Annotated in this window: 19 protein-coding genes and 1 pseudogene; 12 read left to right on the top strand and 8 right to left on the bottom strand. The window is 66.4% G+C overall.

What is annotated here, in order from left to right:
- Nucleotides 1-170: 170 nt before the first annotated feature.
- The 3 genes and pseudogenes from GN331_RS01635 to GN331_RS01625 form a co-directional block, all read right to left on the bottom strand.
- A pseudogene (locus GN331_RS01635) lies at nucleotides 171-1,280 on the bottom strand (PilT/PilU family type 4a pilus ATPase); the annotation flags it as partial.
- A gap of 143 nt (nucleotides 1,281-1,423) precedes the next feature.
- Nucleotides 1,424-1,687, bottom strand: a complete 264-nt coding sequence (locus GN331_RS01630; protein ID WP_156639732.1) for a DUF3297 family protein — start codon at nucleotides 1,685-1,687, stop codon at nucleotides 1,424-1,426.
- A gap of 36 nt (nucleotides 1,688-1,723) precedes the next feature.
- Nucleotides 1,724-2,008 carry a DUF4031 domain-containing protein gene (locus tag GN331_RS01625; protein ID WP_156639730.1) on the bottom strand — a complete coding sequence of 95 codons (285 nt, stop codon included), beginning with the start codon at nucleotides 2,006-2,008 and terminating at the stop codon, nucleotides 1,724-1,726.
- A gap of 58 nt (nucleotides 2,009-2,066) precedes the next feature.
- On the opposite strand from GN331_RS01625, the gene GN331_RS01620 reads away from it, so the two are divergent.
- From GN331_RS01620 to GN331_RS01590, 7 genes are all read left to right on the top strand, one after another.
- The gene (locus tag GN331_RS01620; protein ID WP_156639729.1) at nucleotides 2,067-3,959 is read left to right on the top strand and encodes an ABCB family ABC transporter ATP-binding protein/permease; all 1,893 of its coding nucleotides are present in this window, start codon (nucleotides 2,067-2,069) and stop codon (nucleotides 3,957-3,959) included.
- Entirely contained in the window at nucleotides 3,959-4,771 is an 813-nt protein-coding gene (locus GN331_RS01615; protein ID WP_156639727.1) for an NRDE family protein, read from the top strand. The genes GN331_RS01620 and GN331_RS01615 overlap by 1 nt, the downstream gene beginning before the upstream one ends.
- A gap of 77 nt (nucleotides 4,772-4,848) precedes the next feature.
- Nucleotides 4,849-5,142 carry a carboxypeptidase-like regulatory domain-containing protein gene (locus tag GN331_RS01610; protein WP_156639726.1) on the top strand — a complete coding sequence of 98 codons (294 nt, stop codon included), beginning with the start codon at nucleotides 4,849-4,851 and terminating at the stop codon, nucleotides 5,140-5,142.
- Between the two features lie 99 nt (nucleotides 5,143-5,241).
- Nucleotides 5,242-5,544 carry a carboxypeptidase-like regulatory domain-containing protein gene (locus GN331_RS01605; RefSeq protein WP_156639724.1) on the top strand — a complete coding sequence of 101 codons (303 nt, stop codon included), beginning with the start codon at nucleotides 5,242-5,244 and terminating at the stop codon, nucleotides 5,542-5,544.
- A gap of 149 nt (nucleotides 5,545-5,693) precedes the next feature.
- Nucleotides 5,694-6,899: an EAL domain-containing protein gene (locus tag GN331_RS01600; RefSeq protein ID WP_197426962.1), complete on the top strand. Its 1,206-nt coding sequence runs from the start codon at nucleotides 5,694-5,696 to the stop codon at nucleotides 6,897-6,899.
- Between the two features lie 55 nt (nucleotides 6,900-6,954).
- On the top strand, nucleotides 6,955-9,027 hold the full coding sequence (locus GN331_RS01595; protein ID WP_156639720.1) for a TonB-dependent receptor: 2,073 nt from the start codon (nucleotides 6,955-6,957) through the stop codon (nucleotides 9,025-9,027).
- A 61-nt stretch (nucleotides 9,028-9,088) separates the two neighbouring features.
- Nucleotides 9,089-10,408 carry a PQQ-dependent sugar dehydrogenase gene (locus tag GN331_RS01590; protein ID WP_156639718.1) on the top strand — a complete coding sequence of 440 codons (1,320 nt, stop codon included), beginning with the start codon at nucleotides 9,089-9,091 and terminating at the stop codon, nucleotides 10,406-10,408.
- Between the two features lie 20 nt (nucleotides 10,409-10,428).
- Here the strand turns inward: GN331_RS01590 and GN331_RS01585 are convergent, their stop codons facing one another.
- Together GN331_RS01585 and GN331_RS01580 are read right to left on the bottom strand one after the other, a co-directional pair.
- Nucleotides 10,429-10,689, bottom strand: coding sequence for a hypothetical protein (locus GN331_RS01585; RefSeq protein ID WP_156639716.1), 261 nt, complete (start codon nucleotides 10,687-10,689; stop codon nucleotides 10,429-10,431).
- Nucleotides 10,690-10,863: 174 nt separating this feature from the next.
- Nucleotides 10,864-11,199 carry a DUF6249 domain-containing protein gene (locus tag GN331_RS01580; RefSeq protein WP_156639714.1) on the bottom strand — a complete coding sequence of 112 codons (336 nt, stop codon included), beginning with the start codon at nucleotides 11,197-11,199 and terminating at the stop codon, nucleotides 10,864-10,866.
- A gap of 149 nt (nucleotides 11,200-11,348) precedes the next feature.
- On the opposite strand from GN331_RS01580, the gene GN331_RS01575 reads away from it, so the two are divergent.
- From GN331_RS01575 to GN331_RS01560, 4 genes are read left to right on the top strand one after another with little or no spacing between them, the layout of a single operon-like run.
- Nucleotides 11,349-11,984 carry an RNA polymerase sigma factor gene (locus tag GN331_RS01575; RefSeq protein WP_156639712.1) on the top strand — a complete coding sequence of 212 codons (636 nt, stop codon included), beginning with the start codon at nucleotides 11,349-11,351 and terminating at the stop codon, nucleotides 11,982-11,984.
- Nucleotides 11,981-12,463 carry a hypothetical protein gene (locus tag GN331_RS01570; protein ID WP_156639710.1) on the top strand — a complete coding sequence of 161 codons (483 nt, stop codon included), beginning with the start codon at nucleotides 11,981-11,983 and terminating at the stop codon, nucleotides 12,461-12,463. The genes GN331_RS01575 and GN331_RS01570 overlap by 4 nt, the downstream gene beginning before the upstream one ends.
- 18 nt (nucleotides 12,464-12,481) lie before the next feature.
- Nucleotides 12,482-13,513, top strand: a complete 1,032-nt coding sequence (locus GN331_RS01565; RefSeq protein WP_331713392.1) for a class I SAM-dependent methyltransferase — start codon at nucleotides 12,482-12,484, stop codon at nucleotides 13,511-13,513.
- Nucleotides 13,510-14,211, top strand: a complete 702-nt coding sequence (locus tag GN331_RS01560; RefSeq protein ID WP_156639705.1) for a pseudouridine synthase — start codon at nucleotides 13,510-13,512, stop codon at nucleotides 14,209-14,211. Before GN331_RS01565 ends, GN331_RS01560 begins: the two co-directional genes overlap by 4 nt.
- Here the strand turns inward: GN331_RS01560 and GN331_RS01555 are convergent.
- Complete coding sequence (locus GN331_RS01555) at nucleotides 14,197-14,754, bottom strand: DUF1415 domain-containing protein (protein WP_156639702.1); 558 nt, start codon at nucleotides 14,752-14,754, stop codon at nucleotides 14,197-14,199. The two genes, GN331_RS01560 and GN331_RS01555, sit on opposite strands and share 15 nt — an antisense overlap.
- Before the next feature lie 63 nt (nucleotides 14,755-14,817).
- Here GN331_RS01555 and GN331_RS01550 point away from each other — a divergent pair, with 63 nt between their 5' ends.
- Nucleotides 14,818-15,714, top strand: a complete 897-nt coding sequence (locus GN331_RS01550; protein WP_231734313.1) for a DMT family transporter — start codon at nucleotides 14,818-14,820, stop codon at nucleotides 15,712-15,714.
- 63 nt (nucleotides 15,715-15,777) lie between these two features.
- Here the strand turns inward: GN331_RS01550 and GN331_RS01545 are convergent, their stop codons facing one another.
- Both GN331_RS01545 and GN331_RS01540 read right to left on the bottom strand, forming a co-directional pair.
- Entirely contained in the window at nucleotides 15,778-16,440 is a 663-nt protein-coding gene (locus GN331_RS01545; protein WP_156639699.1) for an OmpW/AlkL family protein, read from the bottom strand.
- Nucleotides 16,441-16,629: 189 nt separating this feature from the next.
- Nucleotides 16,630-16,854 (bottom strand): hypothetical protein, encoded by a 225-nt coding sequence (locus tag GN331_RS01540; protein WP_156639696.1) that lies wholly within the window; start codon nucleotides 16,852-16,854, stop codon nucleotides 16,630-16,632.
- Nucleotides 16,855-16,934: the final 80 nt, after the last annotated feature.

The following is a 16,934-nucleotide window of genomic DNA, read 5'->3' as shown; positions in this document are numbered from 1 at the left end:
CGCGCCGGTCAGCCGTTCGCCGCCTGCGTTTCCTGCGACTGGCGCTTGAGGGCCTGCAGGCGTTCGAGTTCGATCTGGTCGCGCTTGTCCTGCTGTTTGCGCAGTTCTTCGCGGCGCATCAGCTCGGTCTCGTGCGCGCTCGGTTCGTGCTTGAGCTCGAAGGCCGAGCCCGCAATCGACGACGGCTCGCCGCGGCGGCTCTTCAACTTGATGTTCAGGCGCAGCTCGTTCGCCGAATCGGCGTTGCGGATCGCTTCTTCGTAGGCGATCTGCCCTTCGTTGTACAACTCGAACAGCGCCCAGTCGAACGTGCGCATCCCGAGCTCGCGCGACTTGTTCATGATCCCCTTGAGCTCGTTGAACTCGCCCTTGAAGATCTTCTCGGCGATGGTCGGCGTGTTGAGCAGGATTTCGATCGCCGCCACGCGGCCCTTGCCGTCTTCGGTGCGCACCAGGCGCTGGGAAACGATCGCGCGCAGGTTGGCCGACAGGTCCATCAGCAACTGCGTGCGGCGTTCTTCCGGGAAGAAGTTGATGATGCGTTCCATCGTCTGCGACGCACTGTTGGCGTGCAGCGTGGACAGGCACAGGTGTCCGGTTTCGGCGAAGGCGATGGCGTGTTCCATCGTTTCGGCGTCGCGGATTTCGCCGACGAGGATGACGTCGGGCGCCTGGCGCAGCGTGTTCTTCAGGGCGTGGTGCCACGAGTGCGTGTCGACGCCGACTTCGCGATGCGTCACCAGCGACTTGTGCGAGGTGTGCGCGTACTCGACCGGATCCTCGACCGTGATGATGTGGCCGGCCTGCGTGCGGTTGCGGTGGTCGATCATCGCGGCGAGCGACGTCGACTTGCCCGAACCGGTGCCGCCGACGACGAGCACCAGCCCGCGCTTTTCCATCACGACGTCCTTGAGGACCTCGGGCAGGCGCAGCTTTTCGAAGTTCGGGATTTCCGCGGCGATCGTGCGGCACACCAGGCCGACGTGGCCCTGCTGCACGAACACGTTCACGCGGAAGCGCGACACGCCGGGCACGGCGATCGCGAAGTTGCATTCCATCTCCTGCGCGAACTCCGCCCGCTGCTTCTCGTTCATCAGCGCGTTGGCGAGCACGGCGGTGACATCGCCCGTCAGCTTCTGCTGCGTCAGCGGCGTCATCGCGCCGTGCGCCTTCATGCTGGGCGGGAAATCGTGCGAAATGAACAGATCCGAGCCACCGGCCTTGGCCATTGCCGCGAGCAGCTTGTGCATGTACTCGCGGGCTTGCGTTTCATTGAGCATGCGTACGACCCCGTCGCGTTGCGCGACGGCCTTCCCCTGTACTTGCGTCCCCTTGGAGCGCGGAGTTTACGGATCGACGCGACGGTCGACCCGGAATTGCGTCACGGTCACCCGGTTGCCCGCGGTCACCTGCGCGCGATCACTCACGCCTGGCTGTCTTGTTCATCTTCCGGCATGCGGAACCATGCTTCGACGGTGCCCTTCACCTTCATCGTCATCGGCATGCCGCGACGATCGAGCGACTTGCCCACGGGCACGCGCACCCAGCCTTCGCTGATGCAGTATTCCTCGACGTTCGTGCGCTCGGTCCCGTTGAACTTGATGCCGATGCCGCGCTCGAGCGCCTGCTCGTCGTAGAACTTGCTGCTCGGATCGTTGGAGAGGCGGTCGGGAGGCGTGTCGGTCATGGCGTGCTCGGGGCGTGGATCGGTGGAGCGCGCATTCTACGGTGCCTCGTGGCGGCCCTGCGCCTTGGCGCGCGCGATGACCCGGCGGACCAGCGCGCGGTCGCCATGGCGGGAGATCGGGGTGGCGCCCAGGCGCAGCGCGGCTTCGCGCATGTCGGCGTCCACGTCGTAGTGCGCGCCGCTGGTCTTGTCCTGGAACGCACGGCGCGGCAGGCCGATCGCGGCCGCCATCGCGTGCAGCTCGTCGAGGGTGTCGGCCATCAGGTGCGCCCAGCGACGGCCGCGCCAGAGGGTCACTGCGTCGTCCACGTACACAGTCATGGACGCAGGATCGCCGCTGGCGTTGCATCCTGTCCATCGCGCCTCCATGTGAAGCCCCATGCAGACCCCCGACGAGCAAGCTCAAGCGCAGCCCACGCAGGCCTCCGACGAGATCGCCGCGGCGCCCGACGCCGTGGCCGGCAGCGCGCCCATCGCGCGGCCGAAGGGCGCGCGCGCCGACTGGCAGGTGCTGCGCTCGCTCGTCCCGTTCCTCAAGCCCTTCGTCGGCCGCATCTCGTTCGCGTTGTTGCTGGTGGTGCTGGCCAAGCTGGCGAACCTCGTCGTGCCGCTGGTGCTGAAAAAGATCGTCGACTCGCTCAACGTCGCGCCGACGATGCTGGTGTTGCCGGTCGCGCTGTTGCTGGCCTACGGCGCCTCGCGCGTGTCGGTCACCTTGTTCACCGAATTGCGGCAGGTCGTCTTCGCCCGCGTGATGGCGCGCATCTCGCGCCGCGTGACGCTCCAGGTCTTCCGCCATCTGCATGCGCTGTCGCTGCGCTTCCATCTGGCGCGCCGGACCGGCGGCGTGGCGCGCGACGTCGAACGCGGCGGCACGGCGATCTCCGACCTGCTGGACTGGACGATCTACACGATCATCCCGACGGCGCTGGAAATCGTCATGGTCTCCGCGGTGCTCGCGTGGGCCTACGACTGGGGCTTCGTCGCGATCACGGGCATCACCCTTGTCGCGTACGTGTTGTTCACCGTGTCGATCACCGAGTGGCGCACGCGCTATTACCGCGCCGCCGTGGAAGCCGACACGAAGGCCAACGAGCGCGCGGTGGATTCGCTGCTCAACTACGAGACCGTCAAGTACTTCGGCAACGAAGAACACGAAGCGCGCCGCTACGACGAAAACCTCCAGCACCTGGAGAACGCGTCGGTCATGAGCCGCAAGACGCTGGCTGTGCTCAATCTCGGGCAAACGGCGATCGTCGCTCTGGGTGTCTCGGCGATGATGTGGCGCGCGGCAGCAGGTGTCGTCGCCGGCGAGATGACGGTCGGCGATCTGGTGCTCGTCAATGCCTATCTGCTGCAGCTCTCCGCGCCGCTGAACATGCTCGGCATGATGTATCGCGAAGTGAAGCAGGCGATGACCAACCTCGAACGCCTGTTCGGCCTGCTCGACGAACGCCAGGACGTGCAGGATCGCCCCGGTTCGGTGGCGCTGCACGCCACGCAGCCGGAAGTGCGGTTCGAAGGCGTGCGCTTCGCCTACGACGCGCGGCGGCAGATCCTGCGCGATGTCGATTTCACCATTCGACCCGGCGCGACGGTCGCGGTCGTCGGGCATTCGGGTTCCGGCAAGTCCACGCTCGCGCGGCTGCTGTATCGCTTCTACGACGTCGACGGTGGGCGGATCACGATCACCGACGCGGGCGGCACCGCGCACGACGTGCGCGACTACACGCAGCAATCGGTGCGCGCGACGATCGCGATCGTTCCGCAGGACACGGTGCTGTTCAACGACACCATCTACTACAACATCGAGTACGGACGCCCCGGCGCCACGCGCGAGGAAGTCGAACACGCCGCGCGCGCCGCGCACATCCACGATCTCATCGCCGGTCTGCCGGACGGTTACGAAACCGAAGTCGGCGAGCGCGGCCTGAAGTTGTCCGGTGGCGAGAAGCAACGCGTCGCCATCGCGCGCGCGCTGTTGAAGAACCCGGCGATCCTGATCTTCGACGAAGCGACCTCCGCGCTCGACTCGCGCTCGGAGCAGGCGATCCAGGGCGAGCTCGACCGCATCGCGCTGGGCCGCACGACGCTCACCATCGCCCATCGCCTGTCGACGGTGATGCGCGCCGACGAGATCCTGGTGATGGATGCGGGTCGCATCATCGAACGCGGCACGCATGCCGCGCTCATCGCGATGCAGGGCCATTACGCGCAGATGTGGGACCTGCAGCAGCAGGAACGCCAGCGCGAACTCGAGACGGTCGACTGATGTGCCTGATCGCCGTCGGATTCCATGCGCACCCGCGTTGGAAGCTCGCGGTGATCGCCAATCGCGACGAATTCCATGGGCGTCCGACCGCGCCTGCGGGGCCCGATCCCGAGTTTCCGCACGTGTTCGGCGGACGCGACCTGGAGGCGGGCGGAAGTTGGTTGCTCGCGTCCACGCGCAATCGATTCACCGCGGTGACGAACGTGCGCGCCGGTTTGAATCCCGAAGCCGCGCCGCGTTCGCGCGGTGCGCTCGTGCGTGGCTTCGCGACGGGCGAGGGCGCTGCGGATCGCTACACCGCATCGCTCGCCGACACGGCCAGCGAGTACGGCCGATTCAATCTGTTGTGCTGGGATGGCGATGCGCTGCACTTCGCGACCAACCATCCGCGCTTCGAAACGCGCCTGGTGAGCGATGGTCTCCACGCGATGTCGAACGGCGCCTTCGATGCGCCCTGGCCGAAGAGTGGGCGCGCCACGCAAGCGCTCGAACACTGGCTGGCGCACGCGCCAGATCGCGTCGACGAAGCCTCGCTCGAACCCTTGTTCGCCGCGCTCGCCGATACCACGCCCGCGCCGGATGCGCGCCTACCCGACACGGGCGTCGGCCTGGACATGGAGCGCGTGTTGTCGCCGCCGTTCGTGCGCGGCGCGCGTTACGGCACGCGTTGCAGCACCGTATTGCTGGTTGATGACGACGGGTTGACGTTCGCCGAACGGCGCTTCGGCCCGGATGCGCTAGCGCAAGGCGGCACGTTCGCGCAACTGCCGTTCGAATCAACACTGCGTGTGAACGGTGCATCAATCCGGTGACCTCCGGCACGGTCCCCCGACACACCGCGATCGTTAAAATTGCGCTCGAAAACCCCACCCCACGAGCACGAACCATCATGAAGCGTTCCATTTTCGCCGTCGCGGCGTTCTCCCTCCTTGCCTTCTCCGCGCAGGCGCAGCAGTCCGCCGGCAACCTCATGGGCTACAACAAGCCCGGCGACACGGTCGAAGTGTCGGGCGTGGGCACCGGTTACCACCGCGAAATCACGGTCGAAGCCGAGACCGGCAAGTGGATGATCCGCCAGGTGCCGATCGGTACGTACCACATCGTCGTCAAGCACGCCGACGGCACGGCCGACGCGCCGAAGGGCATCGCGGTCAAGGCCGGCACGACCGCGCGCATCAAGTAAGCGCGCCGCACCGTTCGTCGTGAAGGGCGCCTCCCGCGAGGCGCCCTTCATTTTTTGCGTCATACACTGGCGGCAGTTTCCTTTGATCGGGAGGGTGCCATGGCCAAGCCTGTCCATCGTTTCGCCGTCGCGTTGTTCGCGCTCGGCCTGTTCATTTCCTCCGCATTCGCGCAGCAATCCGGCGGCGGCCTCTGGGGCCGCGCGAAGGCCGGCGATGCGATCCACATCGAAAACCCCGAGACCGGCACCAAGCAGGACCAGACGCTCACCGAAGATGGGCGCTACCGCTTCGAGCGCATTCCGGTCGGCATCTACACGGTCACGATCACGCATGCCGATGGCACGCAGGATCCACCGAAGAAGGTGCGGGTGCAGTTGGGGACGAATACGTACGTGAAGTAGGGAGTCGCTGCGAGCGGTATCCCCCTCGAGCGCGCTCTGCGCGCTCGATCCCCCTTGGAAGGGGGATGAGGCGCGGGGTCGGCCGGTTGCGCGCCCGATCTTCGTATCCTCCTCTCACATCCATCATGTCTTCCACAGGGGGAAGAGGCATGAGCACCGTGATCCGCGAACTCTTCGCGGGCGAAGTCCTGTATCGGCAGGGCGACCCATCCGATTGCGCCTGGCTGATCGAACGCGGCGGAATCGAGCTCCACTCCGAACACGGTCGTCGCACCACACACCACGGCACGCTGGGCCCAGGTGAATTGATCGGCGAGCTCGGCATGCTCGATGGCCAACCGCGCAGCGCGACGGCCACTGCGCACGGCGACACTACGTTGCTCGCGATCGACCACGACCAATTCCTCGAACGCCTCGACGGCGGCGACGCGATCGTGCGCACGCTGGTCCTGAGTTTGTTGCGCCGCACGCGCAGCATCCTGGCCGCGTTGCCGCAAGACGTCACGCTGCCCGCCGAAGACCTGGCAACCGAATCGAACGAAGAACGCGCCGGCCTGGACAAGATCCGCCTCGAAGCGAGACTGCGCGATGCGCTCGACACGAAGACGCTCGAGGTGCGCTACCAACCGATCTTCGACATCGTCGAAGGTCGCGTGCGTGGTTACGAAGCGCTCGTGCGCTGGCAATTGCCCGATCGCGGCGCCGTGTCGCCGGCCGAGTTCATCAAGCTCGCCGAAGAGACCTCGCTGATCGTGCCGGTCGGCGAATACGTCCTCGATCGCGTGATCGAAGTACTCGTCGCCCTGCGCGAGGCGGGCGTGTTGCCGTTGCCGAGCATCGCGGTGAATCTCTCGGCGCGGCAACTCGTCGAGCCGGGCATGGCGCGCCAGATCGTGCAGCGCGTCGAGCGCGCGCAATTGCCGCCCGGCACGCTGAAACTCGAAGTGACCGAAAGCCGCATGCTCGACTACGCGCCCGTCGCGGCGGTGATGCAGCATTGCCGGGCGCAAGGCATTCCGTTCGCGCTCGACGATTTCGGCACGGGGTACTCGAACCTCACGCACCTGCACAAACTCGACTTCGAGTTCGTCAAGGTCGACCAGGAATTCGCGCGGCACATGTTCGATTCGCAGCGCGCGATGGCGATCGTCGAGGCAATTGTCGCGATGGCCCACGGGATCGAGGCGAGCGTGGTCGTGGAAGGCGTCGAGACGCACGAACAACTCGAACGCCTGCGCGCAATGGGCGTGCGTTACGCGCAGGGCTATCTCATCGGACAGGCGGCGCCGGTCGCCGACGTGGTGTCGGGTGCGGCGGCGCGTGGCCCCGAAGCGAAGACCCTCGTGCCCGCCTGATCCACTTCCATCCTGATCTACGGCCGCCTCACGCGGGCATGCCACCATCGTCGGCATGCCCGCTTCGAAATCCCTGATCGCACTCACGAGCCTGGCGCCTGCGTTCGCGTGGGCGCAGACGGCACCGGTCGAACTCGATCGTGTGCAGGTCACCGCAACGCATGCGCCGGCTGCAGCGCGCGACGTGCCGGCCTCGGTGAGCGTGATCGATCGCGACGATGGGCGGACCGATTCGCTCGGTGCGGCCTTGTCGGAACGCTTGACCACGGTGCCCGGGCTGCTCGCGCGCGACCGGCGCAATTACGCGCAGGACGAGCAGATTTCGATCCGGGGATTCGGTACGCGCGCGAGCTTCGGGATTCGCGGTGTGCGGCTCGCCATCGACGGCGTGCCCGCGACGATGCCCGATGGGCAAGGGCAGGTGTCGCACCTGCCGCTCGCTTTCGCGGAACGTATCGAAGTGCTGCGCGGGCCGTTCTCGGTGCTGTACGGCAATGCGGCCGGTGGCGTGATCCAGGTGTTCACCGCAGATCCCGAAGGGGCGTTGGCGATCGATGCCGGCGCGAATGTCGGGCCGGATGCGTCGCGTCGCGTGTCGCTGGCGATGCAAGGTGCGAGCGAACACTTCGGTGGCTTGCTCGGCGCGCAGCATTTCCGCACCGATGGCTTTCGCGAACACTCGGCCGCGGAGCGCAACCTGCTGCATGGAAAGTTTCGATTCCAATCGGAGGCGACCACCGCGACCCTCGTGCTCGATACGCTCGACGCACCGAACGCGCAGGACCCGTTGGGGCTGGATCGCGCGCAGTTCGTCGCCGATCCGACGCAGGCCGCGCCGCAGGCGCTCATCTTCGATACGCGCAAGTCGGTGTCGCAGCGGCAACTCGGCGCGGTCGTCGAACACGGTGCGTTTCGCGCGACGGCGTATGCAGGCCGACGCGAGGTCGAACAGTTCCTCGCGATCCCCGTCGCCACGCAGCGCAATCCGCTGAGCAACGGTGGCGTGGTGGACCTGCATTCGCCGTACGCGGGTGTCGATGCGCGCTGGACCGGCGCGATCGGCGCGGCGTGGTCCTGGACCGCCGGCGTGTCGTACGACGCCCTGCGCCAGGATCGCCGCGGCTATGAGAACTTCGTCGATGGCACGCTCGGCGTGCGCGGTGCGTTGCGCGCCGACCAGGTGGATCGCGTCGATGCGCTCGATCCCTACGTGCAAGCCACCTGGATCCCGAACGATGCGTGGCAACTCACCGCCGGCGCGCGCCACAGCCGCGTGCGCTTTCGTTCCGAAGATCACTACATCCGCCCCGGTAATCCGGACGACAGCGGGCGTGTCACGTATTCGGCGACGTCCCCCGTGCTCGGCGTGCGCTGGCGCGCGAACGATGCGCTGCAGTTCTACGCGGCCTACGGCGAAGGCTTCGAAACACCGACATTCAACGAACTTCAATATCGCAGCGACGGCGGCAGCGGCCTCAACTTCGCCTTGCAGGCGGCGAGTACGCGCAGTGCCGAAGTGGGCATGAAGGTCTCGCGCGGACGCTTGCGCACCGAGCTTTCGTTGTTCCAGGCGCGCACGGACGACGAACTCACCGTCGGCACGAGCGCCGGCGGCCGCACGACGTTCCAGAACGCCGGGCGCGCGCAACGCACCGGACTGGAACTGTCGGGCGCGTTGCCGCTCGCCGATGCGTGGCTCGCGGAGTTTGCCGTGACGTGGCTGGATGCGCACTTCGTCGATGGCTTTCTCGCCTGCACGGCTGCGCCTTGCACCGTGCCGACGCTGCCGGTCGCGGCAGGCACGCGCATCCCCGGGATTCCGCGGACGCAGGCGCAGGCCGCGGTCCGTTGGGGCGAGGTTTCAAGCGGCTGGCATGCGCGCGTGGAAGGGGTGTATGTCGACGCGGTGCCGGTGAACAACTTCGGTGACGAGTCCGCGCCGTCGTATGCAGTCTTCAATGCGAGCGTCGGCTATGGATTCGAACACGGCCGTGTGTTCGTCGCGCTCGACAACCTCGGCGATCGTATTTACGCGGGTTCGGTAATCGTCAACGAAGCCAATCGTCGTTATTACGAACCGGCGCCGGGGCGGGGCGCCACCGTGGGCGTCGAGTTGCACTGGCGCTAGACCACATCAACCTCACGCCACGCATCGCACGCTTCGGTGGCTTGCCTCGGAGAAGTCACCCATGCGCGTGCGTCTTGCGTTCTCGATCCTTGCGGCGTGCGTCGCGGCCGTCATCGCGACATCGTGCGCGCAGAAATCGGAAATCGCGCCCGAATCCGTCAGTGGTCCCTCGCCAACGCTTGCAGCGCCGGACAAGGCGCTCCTGCCCACGGTGAAGATCTCCCCCGTCGTCGGCTGGAAGGCGGGCGAAACGCCGACGCCTGCGACGGGCGTGCAGGTCAACGCCTTCGCGAGCGGGCTGGTGCATCCGCGCTGGTTGTACGTGCTGCCCAACGGCGATGTGCTCGTCGCCGAAACCAATCGGCCCCCGACACCCGACGAACCGGCCAATCCCATCCGCGCGGCCTTCATGAACAAAGCGTTCGCGAAGGCCGGCGCCGACGTGCCGAGCCCCAATCGCATCACCTTGCTGCGCGACACGGACGGCGACGGCGTTGCGGAAACAAGAACGGTGCTCGTCGCGAACCTGTTCTCGCCGTTCGGCATGGCGCTGGTCGGCGACAGGTTGTTCATCGCGAACGCCGATGCGCTGGTGTGGGTGCCTTACAAGGAAGGCGATACGCAGATCACCATGGTGCCGCAGCGCCTCGCGCAGTTACCCGGCGCGCCGCGCAACCATCATTGGACGAAGAGCCTGATCGCCTCGCCGGATGGATCGAAGTTCTATGTAGGCGTGGGTTCCAACAGCAACGTCGCGGAAAACGGCCTGGACATCGAAGACAACCGCGCGGCGATCCTGGAAATCGATGCGAAGACGGGCGCGTCGCGCGTGTTCGCAAGTGGCCTGCGCAATCCCGTCGGCATCGCGTGGGAACCGTCGTCGAAGGTCCTGTTCGCGGTGGTCAACGAACGCGACGAATTGGGCAACGACCTGGTGCCCGATTACCTCACCTCGGTGAAGGACGGCGCGTTCTACGGCTGGCCGTGGAGTTACTACGGCGCGCACGTCGATACGCGCGTGAAGCCCGAACGCCCGGACATGGTGGCCAAAGCCATCGCACCGGATTACGCGCTCGGCCCGCACGTCGCGTCACTGGGCCTCACCTTCTCCGCCGGCGACAAGATGCCGGCCGCGTGGCGCAACGGTGCCTTCATCGGTTTGCACGGCTCGTGGAATCGCGATCCGCAAAGTGGCTACAAGGTGATCTTCGTTCCCTTCGCCAACGGCAAGCCCGCGGGCGAACAACAGGAAGTGCTCACGGGTTTCCTCGATGCGCAGGACAACGCGCGCGGACGCCCGGTGGGCGTGGCGATGGCGAAGGATGGTGCGTTGCTGGTCGCCGACGACGTCGGCAATGCGGTGTGGCGCGTGGCGCCGTAAGCGCCACGCGCTGTCTGCAATCAAGCGACTTCTTTGGGTTCTGCTTCGAACCTGCGCGCGTAATCGCGTTCCGTCGCGACACGCTGGACTTCAGAGGACGCGAGATCCGGCGCGGCGTACACCGCGTACGCGATCTCGCCGCCGTTGCGTTGTCCGACGTGGTGCAGGTTGTAGCGCGACTGGCCCGCGCCTGTGTTCTCGGGGTAGTGCTTCGGCGGCGAGGTGCCGTCCAGGTCGAGTTCCGCATTGTCGACCGTGCCACCGACGAAGAGTGCTCGCATGCGCTGCTCCCGCAGAGATTGTTCGATCCCCACAATGGTCCAGCGGCCGTGGACATCCGATCAAACCGGCGTTATCGCGCTCGTAACAAACCCATCTTGCGGGACAAAACAAAGCCCCTCCCCTGCGACTGCAGGGGAGGGGTTGGGGAGGGGTTGCCGCGTTTCCCGCGAAACTCAGGCAGCCGACATCCGACGCGACATGAAGTAGTAGGCGAGGTTGCCCAGGCCCGTGGCGGCCGCGAGGACCGCGATCACGCCAGGCGTGACTTCGTTCCAGCCGCCGGCTTCGATCAGGCCGAAGCCCGCGCCGATGGCCAGCAGCGTGACGCCCCAGCGCAGCGAGCTGTGCTTCTGGCGGATCTCTTCGCCCGCCATGATCGAACGGACGAGTTCCTCCGAGCCATTGGCGCCGATCAGCGCGCGCTTGGTGCGTGCATCGACCAACACCTTGACGATGTAGGCGATGACCAGGAAGAAGGTGATGGGGATCAGCATCTCGAAGGAATTCATGGGGTGCTCCGGTGGGCCTGGGTCGGGTTCGTGATTGGGGTGACGGAGCAGGAGATACCGGCGGCGCGGGACCGGTTGCAGCCGGGCGTACCGTTCGTCGCCGACCCCGGGTTGCAACCGATGGCCCACCGGGCGTATCTGGAATGGGCATGGATGGAGGCCGACCCCTGGAACGACCCGCGCCCGCTGCCGCGACCCCACCCGCCGAAGCGCCTGATCGGGAAGCCGATCGCGCGCTGGTGGCGGACGTGCTCGCCCAGAAACCGGGGTCCTTCGAACGCCTCGTCAAGCAATACCAGGGCCTGTGCTTCCACGTGATCCAGCGCATGGTCCGCCAGCCCGACGACACGCGCGAGTTGTGCCAGGACGCCTTCCTGCGCGTGCATCGCTATCTGCACCAATATCGCGGCGAGAGCTCGCTGCAGGCGTGGATCGGCCAGGTCGCGTACTCGGTCGCCAAGCGGCACCTGGAGCGCAAGCGCATTCCGTTGCAGGATGCCGCCGACGCCGATGAGCATCAGGCCCTGCTGGAAAACGTCGGCGACCACTTCGACCTCGAAGGCGCAGTCTCCGACGAAGAATCCGCACGCTGCCTGCACGCGGCGATCGAAACACTGCCGCCGCTGCAGCGCACGCTGCTCACGCTGTATCACCTGGACGAGATGCCGATCGGCGAGATCGCCGAGTTGACCAGGCTCGCCGAGGGCACCATCAAGAGTCACCTGTTCCGCAGCCGCCAGCGCCTTCGCCAGGTGCTGGAAGGACGCATGGGAGTCGCCGCATGAACACCAACCACAACGACCCGTCGCGCAACGCGATCGACGAACGCGAATGGCAGGCACAGGAACGCGCGCTGCGCGATGCGCGCGACGGCGTGCCGTCGACCGATCCGCTCGCGCTGCGCTATCGCAAAGTGACCGACGCGCTGCGGGCGCCCTTGCCCGACCTGCTGCCCGCGGACTTCGCATCGCAGGTCGCGCAACGCGCCGAAGCCAACGCGCGCGCGCCGGAGATCGTGCAGTCCGCGCGGTCGGGCGTGCTGGAAGGCAAGCTGCTGCGTGCCGCGATCGGCATCTTCGGCCTCGGCAGCGCGGTGGTCGTGGGCGTTTACGGCCCCGAGTGGATCGCGCCGATGGCGGCGTTCCTGCACCTGGATTCGGCCGTCGCGGTGAACTGGGCGCTGGCGCTCGGCGCCTGCGTCGGCGCCACGTGGCTGACCGACCAATTGCGCCGTCACCGGGAACAGGCGGTACACGCCGCGTAAACTGGCGGCATGTCGAACATTTCCGGACCGCGCGACACCGACGCCGCGCTCGAAACCCTGTTCCATCCCTTCGCGACGGGCGCGCTCGCGTGGCCGCGCGAAGGCGGTGCGCTGTTCCTGCGCGCGCGCGATGGCTGGCCGCTGCATGCGCGCCCGCTGCCGGGCCTGGTCGCCGAGCAGAGCTACAAGCCTGCGTTCGATGCGTTGCAGCGCTCGGGCATCACGACCCACGGCGACGACGTCGAAGGCACGTTTCCGCTCGTGCTCGTGCTGCCACCGCGTCAACGTGAAGAAGCGCGCGCCCTGTTCGCGCGTGCGCTCATGCATGCGGGCCCGTCGGGCGTCGTCGTGGCCTGCATGCCGAACGATGAAGGTGCCAAGACCGGGCAGGCGGATCTCGCGCGTCTCGCGGGGCAGGTCAACGTGTTGTCGAAGTCGCACTGCCGCGTGTTCTGGACCGGCGCGCGTTCGACCGATCTTGCGTTGCTGGAAGAATGGCGCGTGCTCGATGCGCCGCGCTTCGTCGCCGGCGACACGCTGTTGAGCCGGCCGGGTGTGTTCGCGTGGGATCGCGTCGACAAGGCGTCCGCCCTGCTGATGCAACACCTGCCGACCGACCTGGCGGGCGAGGGCGCCGATCTCGGCGCGGGCATCGGTGTGCTGGCCATGGATGTGCTCGCGCGCTGCAAGCATGTGCAGGCGATCGATCTGTACGAAGCGGAAGGACGCGCGCTCGCGCTCGCCCGGCAGAACCTCACGGGCCGCGCGAACGTCGGCTTCCATTGGCACGACGTCACGCAAGGCCTGTCGAAGCAATACGACTTCATCGTGATGAATCCGCCGTTCCATGCGCAGTCGCGCGCCGATCGGCCGGATCTCGGCCGTCGCTTCATCGAAGTCGCCGCGCAGGCGCTGCGCGCGCGTGGGCGCTTGATCATGGTGGCCAATCGCCATTTGCCGTACGAAGCGATCCTCGGCGAACGGTTCGCGCAAGTGCGCGTGCTCGCCGACGAAGGCGGCTTCAAGGTGCTCGAAGGGGTGCGCGCATGAAACTGGTCAAGCACATCGCGAACCTCGGCTACGGCAGCCGCAAGGAAGTGCAGTGGATGTTCCGCGAGGGGCGCATCACCGATGCCGATGGCGAGGTGCTGTATGCCGACGACGTAGTCGACCACGAGGCGATCCGCGTCGATGGCGAACGGCTCGATCCGCCCGCCGGCCTGCTGCTCATGCTCAACAAGCCCGTCGGTTACACGTGCTCGACGAAGGACAAGGGCCGCATCGTGTACGACCTGCTGCCGCCGCGCTTCCGGTTGCGCTCCCCGTTGCTGTCGACGGTGGGCCGCCTGGATCGCGACACCAGCGGATTGCTGCTGATGACCGACGACGGCGGCCTGCTGCATCGCATCGTCTCGCCGAAGGCCCACTTGCCCAAGCGCTACGACGCCACGCTCGCGCAGGACCTGCGCGGCGACGAAGCCGACGTCTTCGCCAGTGGCACGCTGATGCTCGAATCCGAAGATACGCCGCTCAAGCCGGCGACGCTGGACGTGCGCGATGCACGCCACGCAAGCCTGGTGTTGACCGAAGGGCGCTATCACCAGGTGCGTCGGATGTTCGCGGCCGTGGGAAATCACGTCGAGGCGTTGCATCGCAGCGCCGTCGGCGGTTTGACCCTGGGCGAACTTGCGCCGGGCGAATGGCGCCTGGTGAGCGACGAAGAGCGCGCGAGCTCACTCTTTCAATAGCGCGTCCCAACCCGCGCGGCCCAGCTTCTGCAGGGTTTCCACGTTGCGCTCCACGATCACGTCCGGATCGGGAAAGGCTTCCACCGCGCGCGACACGCTGTCTTCGCGCAGCAAGTGCAACGTCGGATACGGCGAGCGGTTGGTGAAATTCTCGATGTCGTCGGGATGGCTGTCGGCGAATTGATACTGCGGATGGAAGCTCGCCACCTGCAGCACGCCGTCGAGCTCCATCACTTCGACGAGGTTGTCCGCGTCGCCGAGGAAATCGTTGTAGTCCACGAAATCCTGCAAGACCTCCGGATGCACGATCAGCGTCGTGTCGACATCCGCAGGATCGGCATCGCGCAGGAACGCGAGTTCCTCGCCCAATTCGGCGAGCAAGGCCTCGGGCGTCGACGCATCGCTCAACACCCAGCGCACCTGGCCCTTCGCGTGCACGGCTTTCGCGAACGGGCACAGGTTGAGCCCGATGACGGCGCGTTCGAGCCAGCGGCGGGTGTCGGCGATGGGGTCTGCGGGACGGCTGTCATTGGGCAAGTTCATGACGCAAGGTTACCGGATGCGCGATGGGTGGCGTCCGACGCCGCCTTGCCCCAAGCTTGCGCGATGGACTCCCCCGCCCACACCGATCGCCGCCGACAGTTGCGCGCGATCGGCCTGATGCTCATCGCCGTGCTGATGTTCGCGTTGATGGATTCGGCGCTGAAGATGCTGTCGGTCCACTATCCACCGTTCCAGGTGGCGGCGATCCGCGGCCTCGCCTCGCTCCCGCTCGTGCTCACATGGGCGCTGGTGACGGTTGGATTGATACCGTTGTTCCGCGTGCGCTGGTCGCTGCATCTGCTGCGCGGCGTGCTCGGCATCGTGATGATGGTGGCCTTCGTCTATGCGTTGAAGTCGTTGCCGTTGTCGACGACGTATTCGATCTTCTTCGTCGCGCCCTTGTTGATCACCGCGTTGTCCGTGCCGTTCCTCAAGGAAAAGGTGGGCCCGCGGCGATGGACCGCGATCGCGATCGGCCTGGTCGGCGTGCTCGTCGTGTTGCGTCCGACCGGGCAGGGCGTGTTGAGCCTGGCGGGCATGGCCGTGTTGTTGTCCGCGCTGGCGTATGCGATTTCGGCGATCACCGTGCGCCTGCTCGCGAAGACCGACTCGGTGCAATCGATGATGGTGTGGTTGCTCGCGATGATGGCGATCGGTGCCGGCGCGCTCGCGTATCCCGATTGGGTGCCGGTCCAGCGCGAGCACTGGCCGTTGATCGCATTCCTCGGTGTCGCGGGCGCCTTCGGGCAGTACGCGATCACCCTCGCGTTCAAATGGGGCGAAGCCTCGCTGATCGCGCCGCTCGAATACACCGCGCTCGTGTGGGGCGTGTGCCTGGATCTGTTCTTCTGGGGCGTGCTGCCCGATACCGTCACGTGGATCGGTGCCGCGATCATCATCGCGAGCGGCCTGTATCTGCTGCGTCGCGAAAAGGTGCACGCCGAATCCGAGCACCCGTGACGCAAAAGCCCCTCTCCCATCGGGAGAGGGGTTGGGGAGAGGGTCCGGGTACGGGATCGTTGCTTAAAAGCGCGCGCCGACACCCACGCCGACGACCCACGGATCCAGGTCCACTTCACCCACGGGCACGCCGGCCACGTTGGCCTCCGAATCGCTCTTCAGGTAACGCGCATCCGCACGCGCGAACACGCGATCGGTGATGTTGAAGTCCGCGCCGACCGTCGCGATCGGCCCCTTCGGCGTGTCCATGCCGACATGGTTGCCGCCCGCGACCGTGGGGTCGAAACGCTCATCGTCGATGTTCGATTCGTAGTAACCCAGGCCCACGAACGGGCGAATCGGCTGCGATGCCTGCCCGAAGTGATACTGGCCGCTCACCGCGATCGGCTGCTGTTTGTAGGAACCGCGCCCACCGTTTGCGAGATTGACGTCCGTCTTGAACTTGTCGGGCGTGCCCCACAGCTCGACTGCCCAATGATCGTCGACGTGCCATGCACCGCTCAGCGTCGCGGCGCCGTTGCCATCCAGGTCCGCCGACTGCCCGGCGATCGTGCCCGGATTCGACTTCGGCACCATGTGTGCGTAACCACCCACCACGCTGAAACGCTTGGGCGTCGTGGTCGACGTCGTCGTCGTGGTCTCGGTGGAACTGGTGTCTTGTGCGAAAGCCATCGACGTGGCCGCAAATGCGGCGGCGATGGCGAGGGCCTGATAAGTCTTGCGCATGGAATCTCCTCGTTGTGTTCTGGGCCCCGGGGAGATGGGGCGAGGCCATCCTTGCGAGGCCTGCATGAACCACAACGGATGCGGCGTGCGCGCGCCGCGCGATCAGTGGCGGAATTTCACCGCGAACGCAACTCGATGACGCAAGCGTTCAGCTTCGCGCGCGACGCACCGCGTCGCGCGACATCGGCCTCACGCGTTTTCGGGCACCGGGTGGATGGCCTGGATCACGACCGTGTCGAACACCTGCAACGACTGTTGCGGTTGCACGAACACGAATTCGGATTTCATCGAACCCTGCACGCCATGGAAGACGAACGCGGCGTCTTCGCAAGCGACTTCATCGTAAGCAGCGGGGGCGGCTTGCTCGGACACGCCGGCGCCAACGCCACCGACGACCAGCAGGCTGAGTGCCATTACGCCGCGCCACAGGACATGTTGAACGGAATACATGACGGACCTCGCACCGTGGCAGGAGGGGGATTTGCTTGCCACGG

The sequence above is a fragment of the Noviluteimonas gilva genome (assembly GCF_009740395.1).
In the GTDB taxonomy this organism is placed as follows: Bacteria; Pseudomonadota; Gammaproteobacteria; order Xanthomonadales; family Xanthomonadaceae; genus Noviluteimonas; species Noviluteimonas gilva.
Note: the sequence above shows the minus strand (reverse complement) of the source record. Positions and strands in the feature narration are given on the sequence as shown.